Annotated in this window: 18 protein-coding genes; 11 read left to right on the top strand and 7 right to left on the bottom strand. The window is 69.7% G+C overall.

Annotated features, from left to right (window positions below; translation table 11 throughout):
- Positions 1 to 159 precede the first annotated feature (159 nt).
- From ACFYWI_RS16750 to ACFYWI_RS16740, 3 genes are all read right to left on the bottom strand, one after another.
- On the bottom strand, positions 160 to 1,959 hold the full coding sequence (locus ACFYWI_RS16750; protein WP_389231998.1) for a BCCT family transporter: 1,800 nt from the start codon (positions 1,957 to 1,959) through the stop codon (positions 160 to 162).
- A gap of 77 nt (positions 1,960 to 2,036) precedes the next feature.
- Positions 2,037 to 3,326 (bottom strand): M14 family metallocarboxypeptidase, encoded by a 1,290-nt coding sequence (locus ACFYWI_RS16745; RefSeq protein WP_389231995.1) that lies wholly within the window; start codon positions 3,324 to 3,326, stop codon positions 2,037 to 2,039.
- A 128-nt stretch (positions 3,327 to 3,454) separates the two neighbouring features.
- Complete coding sequence (locus ACFYWI_RS16740; RefSeq protein WP_389231992.1) at positions 3,455 to 3,826, bottom strand: hypothetical protein; 372 nt, start codon at positions 3,824 to 3,826, stop codon at positions 3,455 to 3,457.
- A gap of 189 nt (positions 3,827 to 4,015) precedes the next feature.
- Between ACFYWI_RS16740 and ACFYWI_RS16735 the strand changes: the two genes are divergently transcribed.
- Complete coding sequence (locus ACFYWI_RS16735) at positions 4,016 to 5,518, top strand: M1 family metallopeptidase (RefSeq protein ID WP_389231989.1); 1,503 nt, start codon at positions 4,016 to 4,018, stop codon at positions 5,516 to 5,518.
- A gap of 190 nt (positions 5,519 to 5,708) precedes the next feature.
- Positions 5,709 to 6,740 carry a LacI family DNA-binding transcriptional regulator gene (locus ACFYWI_RS16730; protein ID WP_389231986.1) on the top strand — a complete coding sequence of 344 codons (1,032 nt, stop codon included), beginning with the start codon at positions 5,709 to 5,711 and terminating at the stop codon, positions 6,738 to 6,740.
- A 36-nt stretch (positions 6,741 to 6,776) separates the two neighbouring features.
- Here the strand turns inward: ACFYWI_RS16730 and ACFYWI_RS16725 are convergent, their stop codons facing one another.
- The gene (locus ACFYWI_RS16725) at positions 6,777 to 9,566 is read right to left on the bottom strand and encodes a glycosyl hydrolase (RefSeq protein ID WP_389231983.1); all 2,790 of its coding nucleotides are present in this window, start codon (positions 9,564 to 9,566) and stop codon (positions 6,777 to 6,779) included.
- A gap of 245 nt (positions 9,567 to 9,811) precedes the next feature.
- Here ACFYWI_RS16725 and ACFYWI_RS16720 point away from each other — a divergent pair, with 245 nt between their 5' ends.
- From ACFYWI_RS16720 to ACFYWI_RS16705, 4 genes are all read left to right on the top strand, one after another.
- The gene (locus ACFYWI_RS16720; protein ID WP_389231980.1) at positions 9,812 to 11,116 is read left to right on the top strand and encodes an ABC transporter substrate-binding protein; all 1,305 of its coding nucleotides are present in this window, start codon (positions 9,812 to 9,814) and stop codon (positions 11,114 to 11,116) included.
- Between the two features lie 93 nt (positions 11,117 to 11,209).
- Complete coding sequence (locus ACFYWI_RS16715) at positions 11,210 to 12,172, top strand: carbohydrate ABC transporter permease (protein WP_389231978.1); 963 nt, start codon at positions 11,210 to 11,212, stop codon at positions 12,170 to 12,172.
- On the top strand, positions 12,169 to 13,074 hold the full coding sequence (locus ACFYWI_RS16710; RefSeq protein ID WP_389231975.1) for a carbohydrate ABC transporter permease: 906 nt from the start codon (positions 12,169 to 12,171) through the stop codon (positions 13,072 to 13,074). Before ACFYWI_RS16715 ends, ACFYWI_RS16710 begins: the two co-directional genes overlap by 4 nt.
- A 73-nt stretch (positions 13,075 to 13,147) precedes the next feature.
- Positions 13,148 to 14,548 carry a GH1 family beta-glucosidase gene (locus ACFYWI_RS16705; RefSeq protein ID WP_389231972.1) on the top strand — a complete coding sequence of 467 codons (1,401 nt, stop codon included), beginning with the start codon at positions 13,148 to 13,150 and terminating at the stop codon, positions 14,546 to 14,548.
- Here the strand turns inward: ACFYWI_RS16705 and ACFYWI_RS16700 are convergent.
- Complete coding sequence (locus tag ACFYWI_RS16700; protein WP_389231969.1) at positions 14,520 to 15,407, bottom strand: oxygenase MpaB family protein; 888 nt, start codon at positions 15,405 to 15,407, stop codon at positions 14,520 to 14,522. The genes ACFYWI_RS16705 and ACFYWI_RS16700 overlap by 29 nt on opposite strands.
- A 359-nt stretch (positions 15,408 to 15,766) precedes the next feature.
- Between ACFYWI_RS16700 and sph the strand changes: the two genes are divergently transcribed.
- The 3 genes from sph to ACFYWI_RS16685 all read left to right on the top strand — a co-directional run bounded on the left by sph (position 15,767) and on the right by ACFYWI_RS16685 (position 19,055).
- Positions 15,767 to 16,756, top strand: a complete 990-nt coding sequence (gene sph / locus ACFYWI_RS16695; protein WP_389231966.1) for a sphingomyelin phosphodiesterase — start codon at positions 15,767 to 15,769, stop codon at positions 16,754 to 16,756.
- A 132-nt stretch (positions 16,757 to 16,888) separates the two neighbouring features.
- Positions 16,889 to 17,956 (top strand): S1 family peptidase, encoded by a 1,068-nt coding sequence (locus ACFYWI_RS16690; RefSeq protein WP_389231964.1) that lies wholly within the window; start codon positions 16,889 to 16,891, stop codon positions 17,954 to 17,956.
- A gap of 175 nt (positions 17,957 to 18,131) precedes the next feature.
- Positions 18,132 to 19,055, top strand: coding sequence for a nuclease (locus ACFYWI_RS16685; RefSeq protein WP_389231961.1), 924 nt, complete (start codon positions 18,132 to 18,134; stop codon positions 19,053 to 19,055).
- A 45-nt stretch (positions 19,056 to 19,100) separates the two neighbouring features.
- On the opposite strand, the gene ACFYWI_RS16680 is transcribed toward ACFYWI_RS16685, so the two are convergent.
- Positions 19,101 to 19,661 (bottom strand): TetR/AcrR family transcriptional regulator, encoded by a 561-nt coding sequence (locus tag ACFYWI_RS16680; RefSeq protein ID WP_389231958.1) that lies wholly within the window; start codon positions 19,659 to 19,661, stop codon positions 19,101 to 19,103.
- A gap of 95 nt (positions 19,662 to 19,756) precedes the next feature.
- Here ACFYWI_RS16680 and ACFYWI_RS16675 point away from each other — a divergent pair, with 95 nt between their 5' ends.
- Positions 19,757 to 20,359: a DUF2867 domain-containing protein gene (locus tag ACFYWI_RS16675; protein WP_389231955.1), complete on the top strand. Its 603-nt coding sequence runs from the start codon at positions 19,757 to 19,759 to the stop codon at positions 20,357 to 20,359.
- A 222-nt stretch (positions 20,360 to 20,581) separates the two neighbouring features.
- Positions 20,582 to 21,610, top strand: coding sequence for an aminoglycoside phosphotransferase family protein (locus tag ACFYWI_RS16670; RefSeq protein ID WP_389231952.1), 1,029 nt, complete (start codon positions 20,582 to 20,584; stop codon positions 21,608 to 21,610).
- Between the two features lie 39 nt (positions 21,611 to 21,649).
- Here the strand turns inward: ACFYWI_RS16670 and ACFYWI_RS16665 are convergent, their stop codons facing one another.
- Complete coding sequence (locus ACFYWI_RS16665; RefSeq protein WP_389231949.1) at positions 21,650 to 22,129, bottom strand: macro domain-containing protein; 480 nt, start codon at positions 22,127 to 22,129, stop codon at positions 21,650 to 21,652.
- Positions 22,130 to 22,228: the final 99 nt, after the last annotated feature.

Here is a 22,228-nt window from a genome sequence, read left to right as displayed (position 1 = left end):
TCCTGGTTTGTCCTCGCGTGGGTCCGCGACCGTCCAGGGACTCGGGGGCACTCGGGCGTTCGCACCGCGGCACCGGCCCTGCCGGGCGGCGGAGTTGTGGCGCACGACCACGGACACAGCGGGGCAAGGTGCGCACCGTCCGGCGGCAGCCGAGAGCGGTCAGGGGCCCTTGGCACCGCCTCCCGCGGCTCCGGGATCGTCTTCGGTCCCGGTCCCGGTCCCGGTCCCGGTCCCCGATCCGGAACCGGGACCGGTGCCGCTCTCGCCCACGGGTGCCCGTCCGATGCGGATCTCGAAGTCACCCGCGTACTTCTCATGACCTGTGATCACGGCAGTCTCCATCGCCTCCTCGGCGACCTCGCCACGGATGATCAGCGGGTCCAGGCGCAGATCGCGCATGAGGGACAGGCACATACCGATCATCACCAGCACGAACGGGGCTGCGACAAGAATCGTCAGATGCTGCAGACCGGCCAGGGCGTCGCCCTTGCCTTCCCCGACGAGCAGCATCACGGCCGCCACACCACCGGTCACCACGCCCCAGAAGACGACGACGAGCCGGGCCGGTTCGAAGGTGCCCTTCTGGGAGAGCGTGCCCATCACGATCGAGGCGGCATCGGCCCCGGAAACGAAGAAGATCGCGACCAGGATCATCACCAGCAGGCTCATCACGCCCGCAATCGGGAACTGCTGGAGAACGCCGAAGAGCTGGCCCTCGGGCGTCGTCTCCTCCCCGAGCCGTCCGCGCTCCTGGAGCCTCATCGCCGTACCGCCGAAGATGGCGAACCAGATCAGACTGACTGTGCTGGGCACCAGGATCACTCCGCCGACGAACTGGCGGATGGTGCGCCCACGGCTGATGCGGGCGATGAACATGCCGACGAAGGGCGTCCAGGAGATCCACCAGGCCCAGTAGAAGACCGTCCAGCTGCTCAACCAGTCGGCGACGCCCTCGCCGCCGGTGGCCTCGGTGCGGCCCGCGAGCTGCGGGAGATCACCGAGGTAGGCGGCGATCGATGTCGGCAGCAGGTCGAGGATGATGATGGTCGGCCCGGCGACGAAGACGAACAGGGCAAGCACCACGGCCAGCACCATGTTGATGTTGGACAGCCACTGGATTCCCCGCTCGACACCGGAGACGGCCGAGAACACGAAAGCCACCGTCAGCACCGCGATGATGGCAACGAGCAATCCGGTGCCGGCCTTCTCCATCCAGCCCAGTTCGCCGAATCCGCTGCCGATCTGCAGGGCGCCGAGGCCCAGGGAGGTGGCGGACCCGAAGAGCGTGGCGAAGATCGCGAGAATGTCGATCACCCGGCCGGGCACACCGTCGGCGTGCTTCTTGCCGATCAGCGGCTCGAAGACCGCGCTGATCGTCTGCCGCCTGCGGCGCCGGAAGGTGCTGTACGCGATGGCGAGGCCGACCACCGCATAGATCGCCCAGGGATGAAGGGTCCAGTGGAAGAGCGTGGTGGCCATGGCCGTCTGCATGGCTTCCGCCGAGTCGGCGGGGTCGGTCCCGGGCGGCGGGGTGACGAAGTGCGCGAGCGGCTCGCTGACGCCGTAGAACATCAAGCCGATGCCCATTCCCGCGCTGAACATCATCGCGACCCAGGACACGGTGCGGAACTCGGGTCCCTCGTGTTCCTGGCCGAGCGTGATCCTGCCGTAGCGGCTGACGGCCAGCCAGAGGGCGAAGACCACGAAGGCGGAGGCGGCCAGTACGAAGGCCCAGCCGCCGTTGTGCATCAGGCCGTTCAGCAGGGTGTCCGAGGCGCTCTCCAGCGCCTTGGTGGCGACGGCCCCCCAGATCACGAAGGCGAGGGTGAGGACGGCCGTCACGCCGAACACCACCCGGTCGGTCACGGGCGGCTTGTCCTCCTGCGGGTGGCGGCCCGGCAGAGCCGCCCTCACCGGCAGCCGACGCCGTTGCCCTGACCTCTGTTCGTCGTGCGACACAAGCGGCACCTTTCGCGGTTCTGGGGACCTGCTTTCGCTCCGCTACCCCCTACCACATGTGATGCGCACCACAGCTCTCAACAGGCGGCGATCGGTTCACCTGATACGAGGTGATAGGCCGCGCGCGCGTCGAGGAGCAGAGGGACGAGCTCCCGCTGCGACTGGCGCAGCGGTACGAACGCGCCGCCCTCGTCCGGCTGTGACCTCACACCGTGCAGCGCCAGTTCGTCCTTCACCTCGCCGTACTGCGCGGCATCGAGGCGATAGCCGCACGGTGGGTCCTGGAGCGTCTGCTCGGGGGTGGCCGGGGTGTTGTCGGCGCCGCCCAGATAGACGGGACCCCGGTCCTCGAAGCCGGTCGCCCTGGCCCTCGCGGTCGCGGCCTCGATCCGGCCGCGCCGGTCGTCGCTGAAGGCCAGCAGACCCTCCAGCGCCGCCAGTTGGCTGCTGACGCGGCGCCGGTTGTTGAGTGCCGGGTCCGTCTTCTCCTGCTCGGTCAGCGGGTCGACCCGGCTCTCGATGAGCAGCCCGACCGCGTTCTTGATCCCGGAGGTGTTGCGCAGGATGCGTTCCTGGCCGTCACCCGCGGTCTGCTTGATGGGATCACCGGTCACCGGGTCCGTCCAGATGCCGTACGTACCGGTGCTGTAGCCGCCGTCGGCCGCGGCCGGGCGGACGTACGCCCCCGACAGCGTCTGCGCCTCCCGGTGCACCTCGGCATCGGTGTTGAGATTGCGCGGCCACAGGTCGAACAGGTCCTTGTCGTAGTACGGCGGGGTGGCCCCGTACTCGTGCAGGTCGTAGACGATGTCCGGGCGCCGGTCGCGGATGACGGCGGCGAGCGCCCGGCCCTCGGCCGTCTTGAGGGCGATGTGGTCGCGGTTGATGTCGACGCCGTCGGAGTTGCCCCGGGTGTCCGCCGCCCGGCCGTCCGGATTGGCGGTGGGCACGACGAGGACATGGGTCCGGGACAGCAACCGGCGGGTCTCCTTGTCCCTGGCGTATGCGAGATCGCGGATCGTGGTCAGGCAGGCATCGCGGCCCGACGGCTCGTCGCCGTGCTGACTGCAGATCAGCAGCACGGTGTGGGGGGCGTGCTGCGCGCCGATGTGTACGAGCTGGAGCGGACGGTCCCCTTTCGTGGTGCCGATCCGGTCGACCGCCACCCGGTCGCTGCCCCGGTCGACGGCGGCGAGGAACTTCTGTTCCTCGGCCGGGCTCGTCCAGCGCTCGCCGTTACTGGCCTCGAAGCCGGTACGGGGCGCGGTGCCCGCCGCCTCTGCGGGCGCGGTGACCAGCAGCGGCACGGCCAGCGCGGCTGCCGCTCCGGACTGGGCGAGGGCGCGGATACGCAAGCGGGGCGTCATCGGGGGCTGCCTCCCGGGATCGGTCGGATGTGGCGCGGTGGGGCGACCCCGCCGAGGCGGGATGCGCGGGGGTGGATCGCTTCGGTGCACGCGGCGGTGGGGCGGACGAGGCCCGGCACCTCGCCGGATCATGCCGGTGCTCCGGGCCGCCCGGCCCGCCGGCTCCCGCCGCGGGCGGGGCGGCCGCGGGCGCACGGGTTCGGCCGGTCGACGACGGCCCTGGCCGGCTGGATGTCCGAGCGGCCACCGAAGTCCGCACAGGTCTCGGGACGGTTGGTTCCGGCCGGATCGGCGGTGACCCGGCCGGTTCTCCCCTCTCCGTCACCGTCGGGCCGCGCGCCGGCCCCCATGGACTCGCGGATCGCGTGCTCGTACGAGTGGACCGGCCCGCTCTCCCGTACCGGCGTGCCCTGTGCGCAGGCCGGGGACAGCGGGGCGGCCGTCGCCACGGCCACCGGCGCTCTGCACGTACAGCGGATGCCCCGCACACGTCTCGGCATGGGCGGACGGTACTGCGGTCAACTCCCGCGCAACAGGGTGCAGTCAGCGCCTCGAGGCGACCAAGGGGACACCGTGCCCCATGTCGGCCCTATGGCGATCAGGTGAATGGCCGGGCCGCGCTCCTGACTGGAAACGCAGGACGTGTCTAGGGTCCAAGAGATCACTCATCCCTACGACTTGGAGCATCCGTGCACCGCAGACTCATCGTCCCGAGCGCGCTCGCGGCCACCCTCTTGCTGGCGATCCCGGCATCGGCCGCCAACTCCTCGCCCGGGGCCCCGGGCATCGGCGATCCCTACTACCCGGCCAGCGGGAACGGCGGATACGACGTCTCCCACTACGACCTGAGACTGAAGTACCAGCCGACCACGGATCTCCTGGAGGGCACGGCGACGATCCTCGTCACCACCCAGCAGAATCTGAGCCGCTTCAACCTCGACTTCGGCCTCGCGGTCAGCGAGGTGCGGGTGAACGGCAGAAAGGCGGCGTTCGCCAAGGAGGGCGAGCGGGAGCTGGTCGTCACTCCGGGCACACCGCTGGAGAAGGGCAGGTCCGTTTCGGTGGTCGTCCGCTACGCGGGCAAGCCCTCCGAGCTGAACATCGACGGCTACACCGCCTGGCACCGCACCCCGGACGGCGGTGTCGCGGCCCAGGAGCCGGATTCGGCCGTGTGGTGGTTCCCGAGCAACGACCACCCGCTCGACAAGGCGACCTACGACATCTCCGTCTCGGTGCCCGACGGCACGCAGGCGATCAGTAACGGTGTGCTGCAGTCGCAGAGTTCGCGGGTCGGCTGGACCCGCTTCAGCTGGCGTTCCAACAAGCCGCAGGCATCGTATCTGGCCACGCTCGCGGTCGGTAAATTCGATATCACCACCGACAGGACCGCGGACGGTCTGCCGATCCTGAACGCGTACAGCAAGGACCTCGGCGACATCGCGGGCGCGGCGCGGGCCAGCGTCGAGCGGACCGGCGAGGTTGCCGAGTGGCTGACCGAGGTCTTCGGGCCGTACCCGTTCAACGCGCTGGGCGGGTACGTCCCCAATGTGAAGAGCGGCTACGCGCTGGAGACGCAGACCCGCCCCTTCTACAGCCCGCGGCAGTTCGCGAACGGCGCGAACGTCTCGGTGGTCGTGCACGAGCTGGCTCACCAGTGGTACGGCGACAGCGTGTCGGTGGACGGCTGGAAGGACATCTGGGTCAACGAGGGCTTCGCCCGGTACAGCCAGTGGCTGTGGTCGGAGAAGGAGGGCGAGGGCACGGCGCAGGAGCTCGCGGACTACGTCTACGCCCAGCACCCGGCCGACGACGTCTTCTGGACGGTCAAGCCCGGTGACCCGGGCCCGGACAAGCAATTCGACATCGCCGTCTACGACCGGGGCGCGCTGGCGCTCCAGGCGCTGCGGGGCGAGATCGGCGACGAGGACTTCTTCGCGATCCTCAAGGGCTGGCCGGCCGAGCGCGCCTACGGCAACGCCAAGGTCGGCGACTTCGTGGCGTACGCCGAGCGGATCTCGGGCAAGCCGCTGGCCGCTCTCCTCGACACGTGGCTGTACGAGCCCTCCAGGCCGGCCGCACCTACCGCGGCGGGGGCGCGTACCGCGCGGTCCGCGGCGGCCGCCCCCCAGCAGCCGAAGTCCTGGAAGGAGATCGCCGCGACGAACGGCGTCCACGACCACCAGGACCACTGACGCCCTCCGGAGGATCTCCCGGCGCCGCCGTCCCGTCCGGGGCGGCGGCGCCGTCCTTGTGCGATTTTCTGACGGGAGGAGGTGGGAGCGCTCTCAGAAGCTCACACAGGGCGGATATCCTGTCCCTCGCGGCATCACGCCGTCCACTGTTGTGCGCAGCCGACCGAAGCAGAGACGAGGAGCGCCCGCCTTGACCGAGCAGTCCGCTGGGGCCCGCCCCACTCTGGAAGCCGTCGCCGCCCGTGCCGGCGTCTCCCGGGCCACGGCCTCCCGGGTCGTCAACGGCGGCGCGGGAGTGCGCCCGCCGCTGGCCGACAAGGTGCGCCAGGCGGTCGAGGAGCTCGGTTACGTGCCCAACCACGCGGCGCGCACCCTGGTCACGCGGCGCAACGGGGCAGTGGCCGTGATCATCGCGGAGCCCGAGTTCCGGATCTTCTCGGACCCTTTCTTCGAGCAGCAGGTACGGGGCATCAGCCGCGAGCTGACGGCCTACGACTCCCAGCTGGTGCTGCTGTGGGTGGAAGGGCCCGGGGACCACGACCGGATCGCCCGCTATCTCGGCGGCGGACATGTCGACGGTGCGCTCGCCTTCTCGCTGCACGACGACGACGAACTGCCGGCGATCATCGGCCGGGCGAAGATCCCCACGGTCTTCGGCGGACGTCCCGGGGCGGGGGCGGACCTCTTTGTCCCGTACGTCGACTGCGACAACCGCGGGGGCGCGCGCGAGGCCGTGCGCCACCTGGTGTCGCTGGGCCGGCGGAACATCGCACACATCGCGGGCCCGCGTGACCAGACTTCGGCGCTCGACCGGATCGACGGCTATCACGACGTCCTCGTGGACGCCGATCCGTCGCTGCTCTGCCAGGGCGACTTCACCGAGGACAGCGGCGCCCGCGCGATGGCCGAGCTGCTGGACCGCCGGCCGGATGTGGACGCCGTGTTCGTCTCCAACGATCTGATGGCACTGGGCGCACTGCGGACGCTGCGCGAACGGGACGTACGTGTCCCGGAGGATGTGGCGCTGGTGGGCTTCGACGACATGCCCTCGGTCGTCGAGCGGACCAGTCCGGCGCTGACCACGGTGCGCCAGGACATCGAGGGCATGGGCCGGCTGATGGTCCGGCTGCTGATGCGGCTGCTGAACGAGCACGGGACGCAGGCCGGTACGCCCGCCTCGGTGATCACCCCGACGACGCTGGTGCGGCGGGCGTCGGCCTGACCTCCGACACCCGCCTCACCCCCTGTGGCCGGCGTCTCAGCCGAAGGGGATCACCACGACGGACCTGTCCGTACCGGTCTGGATCCTGGACGTGCCGCTTCCGATCGCGCTCCACACCTCCAGGCGCACGGTGCCGCCCGTGAGGTTGCCGAGCGTCCCCGTGGACGCCTTGAGACCGCGCGACCGTTCGTACTCCTCCCAGCCCGTCACCGGGTCGGTGGCGAAATAGTGGTACGTCTCCGTCCGGTCGAAGGTGCCGTCGCCCGTGAGGTCGTAGCTGATCCTGGCCTGCTGGCCGAGACCGACCGCCGTGCCCGCGTCCAGCAGGAGGCGGAAGGCGGTGGACGCGCCGGGGGTCAGGATGCCGTTGACGTTCCTGGCCTCGTAGACGAGTGGCTGGTGCGGGGTGCCGTCGTGGTTGGCGCCGCCCGCCGATGCGATCGTGTCGCTGCCTGCCGTGCCACCCGTGGCCGTGGTGAGCGCGCCGCCGCTGCGGAGCTGGAAGGTGCTGCCCGTCGGCGGCTCGGGGTCGGGGTCCGGGTCGGGGTCCGGATCGCCGCCGCCGGTCCCCGTGCCGGTCGCCGTGGAGCGGGGCGGGACCGCGAGCGTCCTGCCGTCCGAGAAGGTCACCGTGCGGGCCGTCGCGCCGTAGTTGTGCGCGGCGTACGTCCGTACGGTGCCCTTGGTGAAGACGGCCGAGCTCGGGATGTTCCCGGTCACGGTCGCGTCGGGTGCGCCGAGCGTGTCCAGCGTGGTGATCCAGTGGTAGGTGTGGGCCTTCGACTCTCCCTGCTCGGGGGTGTAATCGGCATGGCCCGCGTCCCACTTGGCCTTGGCCGCGCCCGGGTCGGCCAGCGACTGGAACTCCCACAGGATGTCGCGCCATTCGACGGCCGGGCCGCCGTTCTCACGTTCCAGTTCGGCGAGGTTGCGCCGGATCGCGGCCTTCTCGCCGCCCAGGTGCAGTGACCCGCCGGTGACCGGGAGGACGTTGATGCCGTGGATCTCCTCCGGGTTGGCCGTCCACCAGGTGGCGTAGGCGGCCCCGCTGCCCCAGACCATGCCCGCCGTGTCATGGCCGAAGGACGCGGGGAAGACCTGCTCGTCGGCGTCGAACCAGTACTGGGCGATCGACTCCGCCTCGGTCGTCAGCAGATACGTCCCGAGATCGCGCAGCGAGGTGTCACCGGTCGCCGAGCCCCACAGGACCAGCGCGGCACCGAGGTTGGTGGACTCCGACGAGGACTCCTGGTTGTTGCCGGCCGCGAAGCCCTGGTGTCCGGAGGCCCAGCTGTGGCCCGCGTACACGTCGAAGCCGCGCAGGAAGGGGAAGGCGGTGTCGGTGCGGCTGGGGTTGGCCGTGTCCCGTACCAGGGTCTTGACCATGCCGCCCCAGGCGGAGTCGGCGGCCCAGGCCTGGTCGTACTGGGCAATGATCGCGGCCGCGTACACGTAGTAGCTGTAGTGGAAGTGGTGGTCGTTGAGCTCGGTGTCACTGCCGTAGGAGGCCGGATAGCCGGTGAGGGTCCGCCAGTCCTTGTCGTAGCTGAACTCGTTCGCGCCGCCCGCCGTGAACCAGTCCTGGAGCTTGCCCTTGATCAGGCCGAGCAGTTTGTCACGGGTGGCGCTCTCCCCGATCTGGTCGGCGACGGGCACCAGCTGGGCCAGCCGGCCGAGCGCCTTGCCGGTCCAGTAGGTGTCGGTGTAGCCGGAGAAGGGGTCGGGCGCGTTCGCGACCTCGTTCAGATGGCCGCGCAGCCGGGCCGTGTCCACACCGTCCGCCTTCGGCAGGGCGGGCAGCACGGCGGAGGCCGACTGGCTGGTGGTGAAGGCCGCCGACTCGCGGACCTTCATGGTGCCGCGCGGCGAGATGTAGGTGTACGGGGTGAGCGGGTCGGTGGTGTGCAGCCACTGGTGGCGGTAGAGCGCCTGGAGTGTGCCGCGTTCGGTGCCTTCCTTCGCCTCGGTGGTCAGGCTGTAGGTGGCCTTCACGGTGCCGCCGGTGTAGCTCCAGTCCACGGCGGATCCGGTGACGAAGCTGTAGGCGTACTTCTTGTAGGCGGAGAGCGCGTCCCTGGACGGCAAGACGGCCAGGGAGAAGTAGTCCTTGGCGCCGAGGCCGGCGCTGATGGTGGAGCCGGACACCGTCCAGTCGCTGCCCGCCGGCGCGAACAGGGCGTAGTGGTGGCCCGCGACAGTGATGCCGAGGACATTGCCCTGGTCCGTGAAGACGGCGGGGGCCGATGCGGTGGTGATCTGGGCGCCCGCGCCCGAGCCTTCGGCGTATACGAACGGCAGGCCGTGGCCGATCGTGGTCCGCAGGGTGCGGGTGCCGTCGGACCAGTACGGGGTGACGGTCCAGTCGGACCAGTCGTCGGCCTTGGTGTCGGGTGAGTTGAGGCCGGTGAGCCCCAGGGTGAGATCGCGTTTGTGCGCGTACTCGTACTGGCGGCCCTCGCCCACGACGGCCGGGGTGGTCGGGTAGCCCACCTCGAGTCCGCCGGCGGTCGCCTGGTAGGTGAGCGGGTGGCCGTACATCGGGGTGGAGTACGGGTTGTCGCCGTAGCGCTGGAAGGCGAGGGAGGACCACCAGTCGTTGGTGGGCACCGGGCGGTTCCGGGCGGCGGGTGTGACCTTGGGGACGACCGGCGCACCTGTGTGGGTGGTCGGGCCCGATGTGCCGGCGGGGCGAGTGTCGGAGTAGCTGCCGGAACCGATGGGGACGATTGCGGCAGCCGCGGGAGCGGCTGCCGGTCCCAGGCCGAGACCGGCCAGGGCGGTGGCCAGCACCAGCACGGCGGCTGGTCTGGTGTGGGGGGCTGGCATGGACGGCACCTCACGTTATTCACGAGTAGGGGGTCCGAGAGCGCTCTCAGGTGCCAGGAACGTAAAACTCCTGAAACGCAGGTGTCAATAGATGGAACACGGACGACAGTTGGGCCTGAGTCCAAGCCGTTACGCCTTCGAGTCTTGACGGGGCGCGTGAGATCGGGGCACGCTCCAGTCGCATCGTTGAGAGCGCTCTCACACCAGGCGGTCTCGCTTCACACCGAAGCCAAGGGAGGCTTCCCATGCCCATATACCGAGCCGCCAAGAGGGCCGCCGTCCGACTGGGTGCGGTCGCGCTCGCCGGGGCACTGCTCGCCGCCTGCGGATCCGGTTCCTCGAACGGCACGTCCGACAGCGCGGGCGGCAAGGTCACTCTCACCGTCGACCTGTTCGGTTCCTTCGGCTACAAGGAGGCCGGGCTCTATGCGGAGTACGAGAAGCTCCACCCGAACGTCACGATCAAGCAGAGCGACACCGAGGACGAGCAGGACTACTGGAAGTCGTTGCAGACCCGGCTCGCCGGCGGAGGCGGCCTGGCCGACGTCCAGGGCATCGAGGTGGGCAGGATCGCCGCCGTCACCCAGCAGCAGGCGGACAAGTTCGAGGATCTGAGAGAGTACGGCGCCGACAAGCTCAAGGACGGGTTCGCCGCCGCCAAGTGGTCCGCGGCGACCGGCAAGGACGGCCAGGTCCTGGGCCTCGGCACGGACGTCGGCCCGGAGGCCATGTGCTACCGCACCGACCTGTTCAAGCAGGCCGGTCTGCCCACCGACCGCACCGAGCTGGCCGCCAAGTGGTCCACCTGGGACGGGTATCTGGCCCTGGGCAAGGAGTACAGGAAGAAGGCCCCGGCCAAGAGCGCGTGGGTGGACAGCGTGGGCAGCCTGTACGCGATCATGATCGGCCAGCAGAAGGAGCGGTACTACGACGCCTCCGGAAAGCTGATCTACGAGGACAACCCGGCGGTCAAGGCCGCCTGGGACGCCTCCACCGAGGCGGCGCAGGCAGGCCTGAGCGCCAAACTCGACCAGTGGTCACCGCAGTGGAACCAGGCGTTCTCGGCGGGCTCGTTCGCCACGATGCCCTGCCCGGCCTGGATGCTCGGCTACATCAAGGGCCAGGCCGGTGACGCCGGCAAGGGCAAGTGGGACATCGCCAAGCTGCCCGAGGGCGCCGGCAACTGGGGCGGGTCGTACCTCTCCATCCCCCGCACGGCCAAGCACAAGAAGGAGGCGTACGAGCTGATCCAGTGGCTCACCGCCCCCGAACAGCAGGCCCAGCTCTTCACCGAGCAGGGCAACTTCCCGTCCTCGACCGGCGCGATCGCCAAGGTGGCGGACGCCAAGGACCCCTACTTCTCGAACGCCCCGATCGGCCGGATCTTCGGTGACGCCGCCAAGGCCGCGCCCGTCCAGGTCCTCGGGGTCCACGACAAGAGCGTCGCCGACCAGATCACCAACGCCCTCAGCGAGGTGGAGCGCAAGGGCACCTCGCCCGACAAGGCATGGTCGACGGCGAAGAAGAACGTGGAGAACGCCACCGGCTGACGCGACTCCTTCGGGCCGGTCCCGGCACCCGGACCGGCCCGAGGCGACAGGTTCCTGGCAGCTTCCCGTACCTCCTCCTCGAAGGGCCGCACCGTGACCCTCACCGCCACCGCGAAGCCGGGCCCGCCCCGGCCCTCGGCCGCACCGCGGCCGTCGGCCGTGCGCCGGACCTGGCGGAAGCTCTCCCCGTACGCCTACGTCGCACCTTTCTTCGCACTGTTCGCCGCCTTCGGGCTCTTTCCCCTGATCTACACGGCCTTCGTCTCGCTCTACCGGGTCGAGCTGCAGACGCCGGGCGAGATGGAGTGGCGGGGCCTTGGCAACTACACCGCGCTCCTCGGCGACGAGATCTTCTGGACCGCGCTGCGCAACACCTTCACCATCGGCGTGCTGTCCACCGTCCCGCAGCTGGTGATGGCGCTGGGCCTGGCGCATCTGCTCAACTACCGGTTGCGCGGCCGGACGTTCCTGCGCACGGCGATGCTGCTGCCGTACGCGACCTCGGTCGCCGCCGCGACCCTGGTGTTCGCCCAGCTCTTCGGCCGCGACTTCGGCCTGATCAACTATGTGCTGGGGCTGGTCGGCGCCGGGCCGGTGGACTGGCAGACAGGCACGATCAGTTCGCAGATCGCCGTCTCGACCATCGTGATCTGGCGCTGGACCGGCTACAACGCGCTGATCTATCTGGCAGGCATGCAGACCATCCCCAGTGAGCTGTACGAGGCGGCCGAGGTGGACGGTGCCTCGCGCTGGCGCCAGTTCTTCCATGTGACGCTGCCGGGGCTGCGCCCGACCATCCTGTTCACCGTGGTCGTATCCACGATCGGCGCGACACAGCTCTTCGGTGAGCCACTGCTGTTCGAGGGTTCCATCTCCGGCGGCATCTCGCATCAGTACCAGACCCTCGGCCTCTATATGTACGAGCAGGGCTGGGGCTACTTCCATCTGGGCAGGGCCGCGGCCATCGCCTGGGTGACGTTCGTGCTCATCGTGGTGCTCGTCGGGGTCAACGCCCTGATCGTGCGCCGCCGTTCCCGCAAGGAGGCCGCCCGTTGACCGCGCTCGCCGCCCCGCCGACCGCCCCGCCCGCCGCGGGCGCGCCCCCCGGGCCCCCGCGCCCCAGGAGAAGACGGGCCGGGCGCACGATGCACGGCGGGAAACTCACGTACGCGTTCCTGATCCTTGCCGTTCTGGTGTCGGCGTTCCCGTTCTACTGGACGATCGTCGCCGCCAGCCGCTCCAACGCCGACCTGGCCAAGGTGCCGCCGACCCTGCTGCCCGGACCGAATCTGATCCGCAACTTCGAGGCCGTCCTCGAAGAGGCCGACATCGGCAAGGCCCTGCTCAACTCCCTGATCGTGTCGGGCTCGATCACCATCGGCACCGTGCTGTGCAGCACCCTCGCCGGGTTCGCCTTCGCCAAGCTGCGTTTCCGCGGACGCGGTGCGCTGCTCGCGGTCACGGTCGGAACGATGATGATCCCGCCGCAGCTCGGTGTCATCCCGCTGTTCATGCTGATGGCGAAGCTGCAGTGGGTGAACCAGTTGCAGGCCGTGATCCTGCCCGGTCTGGTGTCCGCGTTCGGGGTGTTCTTCATGCGGCAGTACCTGATGCAGTCGCTGCCCGACGAGCTGATCGAGGCCGCCCGCGTCGACGGCGCGTCCACCGCCCGCATCTTCTGGTCGATCGTGGTGCCCATCGCCCGGCCCGGCATGGCCGTGCTCGGCATGCTCACCTTCATGGCCGCCTGGAACGACTTCTTCTGGCCGATCGTCGCGCTCTCGTCACAGGAGCCGACCGTCCAGGTCGCCCTGCGCCAGCTGGGCGGCGGCTATGTCCACGACCAGTCCGTGATCATGGCGGGCACCCTGCTCGGCACGCTGCCCGTGCTGCTCGTCTTCGGTCTGCTCGGCCGGCAGATCGTCGGCGGCATCATGCAGGGCGCGGTCAAAGGCTGAACTGCGCAACGCCACAGCCTCTCCCCCACGGGTCCCCGCCGCCTCCGTACTCACTTCCTGGGAGTTCCACCTTATGACCGCGCTCGACGCACGCCCGAACACGACGGCGACGCTCCGGTTCCCGGACGCCTTCCGCTGGGGCACCGCCACAGCCGCGTACCAGATCGAGGGTGCCGCCGCCGAGGACGGCCGGACGCCGTCCATCTGGGACACCTTCAGCCGGGTCCCGGGCAAGGTCCGCAACGGTGACACCGGCGACATCGCGGCCGACCATTACCACCGGATGCGCGAGGACGTCGCGCTGATGAGCCGACTCGGCATCACGGACTACCGGTTCTCCATCGCCTGGCCACGGGTCCAGCCCACCGGACGCGGCCCCGCCGTACAGAAGGGACTGGACTTCTACCGACGCCTCGTCGACGAACTGCTCGCAGCCGGGATCCGGCCCGTCGCCACGCTCTACCACTGGGATCTGCCCCAGGAGCTCGAGGACGCGGGCGGCTGGCCACAGCGCGAGACTGCCCTGCGTTTTCGCGAGTACGCCGGGATCATGGCCGAGGCACTCGGCGACCGGGTCTCGACCTGGACCACCCTGAACGAGCCGTGGTGCGCCGCCTTCCTCGGGTACGGATCCGGTGTGCACGCCCCGGGCCGTACCAGTGACGTCGCATCGCTGCGAGCGGCGCACCACTTCAATCTGGCCCACGGCTGGGCCGCGCAGGTGCTGCACGCGGCGCTGCCCAGCACCGCCGAGATCTCGCTGACGCTCAACCTCCATGCGGTGCGGCCTCATTCGGACTCGGCAGCAGACCTCGACGCGGCGCGCCGTATCGACGCCGTGGGCAACCGCATCTTCCTCGACCCGGTCTTCCACGGCCGTCTGCCGGAGGATCTGATCCGCGACACCGCGCCCGTCACCGACTGGTCGTTCGTGCTCGACGGCGACCTCGAGGTGGCCTCGACGCCGATCGACTCGCTGGGTATCAACTACTACTCCCCCACCGTCGTGGCCGCGGGCTCCTGTGAAGCCCCCTCACCGTGGGCGGGCGCCGAGCAGCATGTGCGCTTCCTGCCCGCGCCGGGGCCGCGCACCGCGATGGACTGGCCGGTGGACGCGGACGGGCTGTACGAGCTGCTGACGCGGCTGCGCGACGATCTGCCGGGCGTACCGCTGGTGATCACCGAGAACGGGGCCGCGTACGACGACTACGCCGATCCGTCCGGAGAGGTCCACGATCCCGAGCGGGTGGCGTATCTGCGGTCCCATCTCACCGCCGTGCACCGGGCGATCGAGGACGGCGCCGATGTGCGGGGCTACTTCCTGTGGTCGCTGCTGGACAACTTCGAGTGGGCGTACGGCTACAGCAAGCGGTTCGGGATCGTCCATGTGGACTTCGCGACGCAGCGGCGGACCTGCAAGGACAGCGCCCGCTGGTACGCGGACGTCATCGCGCGCGGCGGTCTGAGCGCCTGAGCCGCTCGGCCTCGCGCTCCCGCCGCCGTGCCTCGCGGGCGAGCGGGAGGTAGCGCAGTCGCTCGGGGAGTACGGGAACCACGGCCCGTACGACCCGGGCGAAGCTGCGCAGCCTGCGCTCCTGCTCGTCGCTCCACTCCATGCCTATCGCCTCGCGGGCGTCGGGCGGCATCAGCCCGATGGTCATGAAGCGACGGAAGCGGGCGAGCGGGGGCAGCAGTACGGGCCACAGCATCCGCAGGACCAGTCTCAGCGGCAACGGACCGCGGTCCGGCGGAGGTACGGGCTGGTCGACGGCGACCAGTTCGCGTACGACCACGGTCGCCTCCAGCTCGTCGGCGAGGATCTTGCGGTAGTAGGGCCAGAACTCCTCGACGGTCTGGGGCATGTCCCGGTCGCGGAGGCCGAGGATGCGGCCGATCTGGAGCCACTCGGCATACAGCTGCCGCTCCTCGGCCTCCGTGAGCGGGCGCACCAGATAGCGGGCTGCGTGCCGGTAGACGGGGAATCCGGTGGCGTGGACCCAGGAGTAGTAGGCGGGGCTGAGGGCGTGGTAGCGGCGGCCGTGGGCGTCGGTGCCCTGGATGGTCCGGTGCAGCTCGCGCAGCCTGCGGCCCTCGGCGGCCGCCTCCTCTCCCCCGTAGATCCACAGCTGGAGGGAGCGCAGGGAGCGCTCGCCCCGGCCCCAGGGATCGGTGCGGAAAACGGAGTGCTCATCGACGCCCGCGCCGACGGCCGGGTGGGCGACCTGCATGGTGAGGGCGGCCGGCAGCATCAGCAGGGCTCGGATGTCACCGGCGAGGCTCCACAGCACACCGCCGGGCGGGGGCGGCAGGGGATCTGCTGCTGCCTTGCTCATCTGCTCGCTCCAGGCTCTCGGCGGGCGCGCGGATCGATGCCCGGTTCATGCATGTTCCAGTATGCGCTCCCCGAGGCGCGCCGATCTCTCCGTGCGAGGTCCCCCGGGCCCGTGGACAGGGGTGTCGCCTTCCTGCGCCGCCACGGCGTACCGCGCTGCTCCGAACTCCTCGAGCGCATCTGGACGTTCGGGCGTTCCGGTCAGAAGCGACACAGCACGCCGCCGTGCGCGAGGCAATCGTTGCGGCTGCGGAAAGAAACTGGGCACCTGACCATTACCAGAAGGTAACTACGGCTGCTTTGATGTGCGGCGCCGGTTCATCGACCGGTCGAACCCCCCACCGTAGAACGGGAGATCCTGTGCTGCACTCCGCGCTCCGCCACATCCCCGGCGCAGCCCTGTCCGCCGTGCTCGCCGCCACCACGCTGGCCGCGGCCGCACCCTCGGCCACCGCCGCCCAGGCAGCCGGGACACCGCGCCTGAAGGTGCTCACGTACAACGCGTTCCTGTTCAGCAGGACTCTCTACCCCAACTGGGGCCAGGACCACCGGGCTGCCGCCATCCCGGCGACCCCCTTCTTCCAGGGCAATGACGTGGTGGTGCTCCAGGAAGCGTTCGACAACTCCTCGTCGGGCGCACTGAAGCAGAGGGCGGCTGCCCAGTACCCGTACCAGACGCCCGTGATGGGCCGCAGCAAGGACGGCTGGGACGCGACCGGAGGTGCCTACTCGGCGACCACGCCGGAGGACGGCGGTGTCACGGTGCTGAGCAAGTGGCCGATCGTCCGCAAGGAGCAGTACGTCTACAAGGACGCCTGCGGCGCCGACTGGTGGTCGAACAAGGGCTTCGTGTACGTCGTGCTGAACGTGAACGGAACGAAGGTGCACGTCGTGGGTACGCACGCCCAGTCGACCGACCCGGGCTGTGACACGGGCGAGGCGGCGCAGATGCGCAGCCGCCAGTTCCGCGCGATGGACGCCTTCCTCGATGCCAAGAACATCCCGGCCCAGGAGCAGGTTCTCGTGGCGGGCGACTTCAACGTGGACTCACGCACCACGGAGTACGCCTCCATGCTGACCGACGCGGGGCTCGCCGGCGCCGATGCGCGCACCGGGCACGCGTACTCCTTCGACACCAAGGACAACTCGATCGCCGCGGACCGCTACCCGGACGATCCGCGTGAGGATCTCGACCACGTCCTGCACCGCGCCGGGCATGCACGGCCGGCCGGCTGGACCAATGAGGTGATCAAGGAACAGAGCGCGCCGTGGTCGGTGTCCAGCTGGGGGACCACTTACACGTACACGAACCTGTCCGACCACTATCCGGTGATCGCCTCCGGCCAATAGGCGCAACGGCGCGCACGCCTCCTTGTGTCGGTGTCAGGGCCATGCCACGTTGAGTCCGCGTTCCGGACTGGTGCAGTCCACATTGCCTTCACCGGCAATCCCCCCACGGACTCGTACGAAGGAGAGCCCCCCATGAGACGCACGCCGCATGCGCGCATCCTCCTTTCCCTTCTGCTCGCCGTGCCCGCCCTCGGGCTCGGCTCCGGCACGGCGGGCGCCCAGGACCCGGCCCCCGGCCCGCCGGGGGTCGGGGCATCCCCCGCACAGTACGCACTGCGCTCCTCGATCGAGCATGACCTCGGCGAGCGCACCGCAGGCTCCTATCTCGACACCGCGAGCGGCGAACTCGTCGTCACGGTGACTGATGCCGCCTCCGCCGAGGAAGTGCGGGCGGCCGGCGCCCGCGCCGAACTCGTCAAGCTCAGCATGTCCCAGCTTCTGTCCACCATGGGCGTCCTGGAAGCGAGGGCGAAGATCCCCGGCACCTCGTGGGGCATCGATCCCAGGACCAACCAGGTGGTCGTAGAGGCCGATCAGTCCGTCTCCACGCTCTCCATGGCACGGATGAAGGCGGTCGCCGCGCGTCTCGGCGACAGCGTGCGCATCACGCGGGTGCCCGGCGTCTTCACCAAGGAGCTCGCGGGCGGCGACGCCATCTACGGTGACGACTACCGCTGCTCGGCGGCATTCAACGTCCGCAAGGGCACGGTCCGCTACTTCCTGACGGCAGGCCACTGCACCGGCGCGACCACCGGCTGGACGGCGACCGACGACGGCGCGTCGATCGGCACCAGCGAAGGCTCCAGCTTCCCGACCAACGACTACGGCCTCGTCCGCTACGCAGGCGGGGTCCAGACACCGGGCAAGGTCAACCTCCACAACGGGAGTTACCAGGACATCACCTCTGCGGCCGACGCGATCGTGGGCCAGGCCATCAGCAAGAGCGGCTCCACCACCAAGGTGACCAGCGGCACCGTCACCGCCGTGAACGTCACGGTCAACTACGGCGACGGCCCGGTCTACGGCATGGTCCGCACCACGGTCTGCTCGTCAGGCGGCGACAGCGGCGGGGCGCACTTCGCGGGCTCCACGGCCCTGGGCATCCACTCGGGCAGCGCCGGCTGCAACGGGAAGGGCGGCTCGGCGATCCACCAGCCGGTACAGGAGGCACTGAGCGCGTACGGCGTGGCCGTGTACTGATTCACCGTTCATGCAACGGGGGCGTGTTCGCCGGGCACGCCCCCGATGCCGTTGCCCCACGCCCTCTTTCAGCTTGCGCGACGGTGCAGTTGCACGCCCACAGCAACCGAGCGATCCTGGCAGAGCAGCCACTCATGCGCCATGCGAACTCCGAACCACTCCAGGGAGTTTCGTCATGATCGATCCCGTACAGATCCTGTGGTCACCGGCGGGTGCCACGATGCCGTCGCTCGGCTCGCAGCGACTGGTCGACGTGCACGACGGTGACACCCCGAACCTCCGCATGCCGGTCCGCATGCTCTCCGTCGACACCCCGGAAGTGACAGCCAGGACCGAGGCGGGCGCGGCGCGGGTCGACGAGAATTTCGCGCAGCTGGCCAAGTGGATCCGGCAGGGCGTCGCCCCGATCACCCCGGGGCTCGCCGAATTCGTGCTCCCGAAGCTGGAAACGGGGAAGGCGGGCAGCCTGCAGTTCGAGCAGGGCACCGCCGCGGCCGCCTTCAACAAGCAGAACATCACCGACCGGCTGGCACGGCCCGGCAAAGAACCACGGAACCTGTTCATCCGCATCGCCGACAGCCCGTTCGATCCCAATCATCGTCTGCTGGCCTACATTGCGCCCGCTTACACGGCCAAGGAACTGGCCGCCCTGTCCCGTGAACAGCGGGCGACGTTCAACCTCGACCTGGTCACTGCCGGCTGGTCACCGACGTTCATCATCTACCCCTCCGTTCCGGGCGAACTCGACCTTCCGATCCTGCTGTCCGCCGCCGAGAAGGCCATGGCGGGACAACGCGGCATCTGGGAGGAACCATCCACTCTGCTGGCGTACGAATACCGTGCGCTCGAGGACCTTTACGCGGTGACGAAGCGAAAGGTCGAAGGCGACAAGAAGCTGAAGCCCAGTGACCTGTTCTCCTGGCGGGAACGCTACTGCGTGGACATGCGCACCCGGATGCTCCATGGGCCCGAGGACTGGTTCCGCGTCGACCCGGTCTACCGGCTGTGGCTCTGGCCCCGGGACGTGTCCGAGGCTGTGGGCAGACTCAATCTGAAGCCGTCGGCGAGGCTCGTGGGCGCCGACCAGGGCGCACGTTGAGCCGGGTGAGAGTGGCGCCACGTACAGGTGACGATGGCGGGGCGGCTATTCCAGCAGCCGTTGACTGATCAGCTCCATCACTTCCGCGCGGCTGCGCTTGCCGTTGTCGGCGGCGTTGAAGTGGTTGCCGATGCGCACCGAGACGGCGAGCAGGCAGCGGATCTCGACCTCGTCCTCGTCGGGGCAGAAGGAGGAGAACAGGGAACGCAGGTAGTCCATACGGCGGTTGTCGACGCGGCGCAGGCGCTCGGCGACGGCCGCGTCGCGGCGGGCCCAGTCGCGGATCGCCATATCGGCGGTGGTGCCCCGCACCGGCCCGTCGGTGGTGGCGGCGACGATGGCGAACAGCCGCTCCAGTCTGGCCCTGGCGTCTCCCCCGCCGCTCTCAACCTCCTCGATCACGCTCTCGGCGACCTCGTACTCCCAGGTGTCGAGCATTTCGGTGAGCAACGCGCCCCGGTTGCGGAAGTACCCGTAGAAGCCACCCTTGCTGACGCCGAGTGCCTGCGCCAATGCCTCGATCCGGACGGCTTCGGGACCGCCTGCGACCAGTGCCCGCAAGCCTTCCTCGATCCACTTGCCGCGTGGCGTGCGGGTCGCGCCCATGGTGTGTGCCTCCTCACGTCCCTCCCGAGTATACGGGTGCGTATAGATGGGTCTACGCTCGACATATACGCAACCGTATAGATAGGGGCCTGCTCATGCGACTTCCCCGAACCGCCCACACCGGCCGCCCCTGGCGGATCCACGAGATCGCCGACGACTTCACGGTCGAGGACGTGTGGGCACTGCCCACCCCCGGCGGACCCGACGACCTTGTGTGGCTGGTGCGCCAGACCGCCGAAGGAATCAGGAGCGGGGTGAACGGAGAGGGTCCCGTCTCCCGCGCGCTCTTCGCCGTCCGCTGGAAGCTCGGAGCACTGCTCGGCTGGGACAAGCCCGATACCGGCATCAGCACCCGGCTGCCTTCCCTGCGCGACCGGTTGCCCGCGGACCTTCGCGAGGGCCCCCAGGGTCCCGACCTCGGCTCGTCCCCGTTCAGCTCCCTCTATCAGAGGGACGACGAGTGGGCCGCCGAGATGGGCAACAAGACCGTGCACGCGGTGATGCACATCGGCTGGGTCCCGGACGGGTCCGGCGGCTACCACGGCCAGATGGCCGTCCTGGTGAAGCCGAACGGGCTGCTCGGCACCCTCTACATGGCCGCCATCAAGCCCTTCCGGTACATCGGGGTGTACCCGGCGCTGATGCGCTCCATCGGCCGCGAGTGGCAGGCGAACGCCGCCGGGCGGAGCGTGCGCTGACCGGCTCCGTCCTCAGCCAACGCGCAGTGCATCTCGGGCAGGTGGTTCACGAACGCAGCCAGAGCCGGATTGCCGCGACGGTGACGGTGCCGTGGAAGATGTAGGCCCGCAGCGGGCCTCCTGCTCAGGCTCGAGGGCGTTGCTCGCGTATCTGCGGACTGAGCCACGCCGACGCTCGACAAGTCGGTGGCCCGCTGGGAAGCCCCCTGAAAGTGTGAGTCCATGACGTCACAACTGCCGTTCGGGGACGGGCTGCGCGCCGACCTGGGGGTGCCCGGAGAGGCTCACAGGCTGAGCAGCAGTCCGCGCTCTCGTGTCTGGCGGGTCGAGCTGGACGGCGTACCGGCGGTCGTCAAGCAGATGGTCGACGGGCCCGGTGCGGCCGGGCGATACGAGCGTGAGGTGACCGCGCTGGGGCTGGCCGCGCGGGCGGAGCCGGCCGTGGTTCCCGCGGTTCTGGGCACCGATCCGGATGCCCGCGTCGTCGTCCTGGAGCATGTGGAGTCGCGTCGGCCCTCCCCCGACTGGATCGTCGAGTACGCCGCGACCCTGGCACGATTGCACGCCGTCGGAACCTCGGCGGACGCGGGGCTGCTACCTGCCTGGTCCGGTCCCGCCGAGGCCGATGTCCACTCCTTCCTCAACCTGGCCGAGACGCTGGAGGTTGTCCTTCCGCGCGGCGCGACCGCCGAGCTGGACGACCTCGTGGACCGTCTCGCCCAGGCCCCCGGGCACGCGCTGTTGCACGGTGACCCGTGCCCCGGCAACGACCTGCACACCGACGACGGCGTCAGGTTCATCGACTTCGAACAGGCCTCGCTGGGCAGCGGCCTGGTCGAACTCGCCTATCTGCGCATCGGATTCCCCACCTGCTGGTGCGCCACGACGGCGGCCCAGCCGCTGCTGGGACGCGCCGAGGCGGCCTACCGCACCACCTGGGCGGCAGCGACCGGCATGCCCCTGGACGGCGACCTCACCGACATGTGCGCGGGCTGGCTGCTGCGAGGCGACGCACTGGTGCAGCGGGCCGACCGCGAGACGCGCGACCACCTGGCGCGTCTGCCGGACCGCGACTGGGCATGGGGCACCGCGACAGCCCGGCAACGACTGCTCCACCGCCTCTCTGTCGTCGCACAGCTGACCGCGGACCGCGGCGACCTCCAGGGCGTGAACCGCCTGTGCGCGGATCTGCGCGACCGTGTGCTGACGCGCTGGCCGAAGCTCAAGCCGCTCCCGGCCGAGCGCCCCTAGCGCCGCCCCACCTGCCGCGCAACGGCGCCGACCCTGAGGTCAGCCCTCGTGGTCGTACACCGTGACCCCGATCCCCCGTGCCGTCAGGCGGGCGGCTATCAGCGGCTCGATCCGGGACCACTTGCCGCCCGCGAGCCCGCAGCCTATGCGGGGCATATGGACGGACGCACCCAGCTCCAGGGCCTTGTCGCCCACGGCGGCCAGGGCCGCGTCGATCGCCTCGTAGCGCACCGGCACCCCCTTGCTACCGGTCCGCATGCCCCGCTGGCCGACCATGTTGGCGACCCACAGATACGGGCCGACCTGCACACACTGCGTGGCCCCCAGCGCGAAGCCGTTGCCCGCGCGCTCGCGGTGCCAGCGGCGGTAGGCAGCTTCCGGTTCGGGCCAGCGGCGCGACAGGGCGAGGACGAAGCCCTTGCCCCAGCCGCCCAGGTCGTTGCAGACATGCGCGATCAGCTTGACGCCTTTGCCGTGCGGCGCGGTGGCGTCCCCCCGGACATATCTGATCTCGGACATGGCACAACCGTACGATCAACCACTGACAATGGATCTTTGGCACCCTCCCGCTACTTTCACAACAATGGTGAGACAGCAATACTGTTGTACCGGGCTCCA

It is taken from the genome of Streptomyces sp. NPDC002889 (assembly GCF_042888425.1).
GTDB lineage: Bacteria > Actinomycetota > Actinomycetes > Streptomycetales > Streptomycetaceae > Streptomyces.
The sequence above is the reverse complement of the archived record's forward strand: the minus strand, read 5'-3'. Positions and strand labels throughout refer to the sequence as shown.

Excerpts from the sequence above, each read along its gene's own strand:
- ACFYWI_RS16745 (WP_389231995.1), bottom strand. The coding sequence starts at position 3,326 with ATGACGCCCCGCTTGCGTATCCGCGCCCTCGCCCAGTCCGGAGCGGCA.
- ACFYWI_RS16740 (WP_389231992.1), bottom strand. The coding sequence starts at position 3,826 with ATGCCGAGACGTGTGCGGGGCATCCGCTGTACGTGCAGAGCGCCGGTG.
- ACFYWI_RS16725 (WP_389231983.1), bottom strand. The coding sequence starts at position 9,566 with ATGCCAGCCCCCCACACCAGACCAGCCGCCGTGCTGGTGCTGGCCACC.
- ACFYWI_RS16720 (WP_389231980.1), top strand. The coding sequence starts at position 9,812 with ATGCCCATATACCGAGCCGCCAAGAGGGCCGCCGTCCGACTGGGTGCG.
- ACFYWI_RS16705 (WP_389231972.1), top strand. The coding sequence starts at position 13,148 with ATGACCGCGCTCGACGCACGCCCGAACACGACGGCGACGCTCCGGTTC.
- ACFYWI_RS16700 (WP_389231969.1), bottom strand. The coding sequence starts at position 15,407 with ATGAGCAAGGCAGCAGCAGATCCCCTGCCGCCCCCGCCCGGCGGTGTG.
- ACFYWI_RS16690 (WP_389231964.1), top strand. The coding sequence starts at position 16,889 with ATGAGACGCACGCCGCATGCGCGCATCCTCCTTTCCCTTCTGCTCGCC.
- ACFYWI_RS16685 (WP_389231961.1), top strand. The coding sequence starts at position 18,132 with ATGATCGATCCCGTACAGATCCTGTGGTCACCGGCGGGTGCCACGATG.
- ACFYWI_RS16680 (WP_389231958.1), bottom strand. The coding sequence starts at position 19,661 with ATGGGCGCGACCCGCACGCCACGCGGCAAGTGGATCGAGGAAGGCTTG.
- ACFYWI_RS16675 (WP_389231955.1), top strand. The coding sequence starts at position 19,757 with ATGCGACTTCCCCGAACCGCCCACACCGGCCGCCCCTGGCGGATCCAC.
- ACFYWI_RS16670 (WP_389231952.1), top strand. The coding sequence starts at position 20,582 with ATGACGTCACAACTGCCGTTCGGGGACGGGCTGCGCGCCGACCTGGGG.
- ACFYWI_RS16665 (WP_389231949.1), bottom strand. The coding sequence starts at position 22,129 with ATGTCCGAGATCAGATATGTCCGGGGGGACGCCACCGCGCCGCACGGC.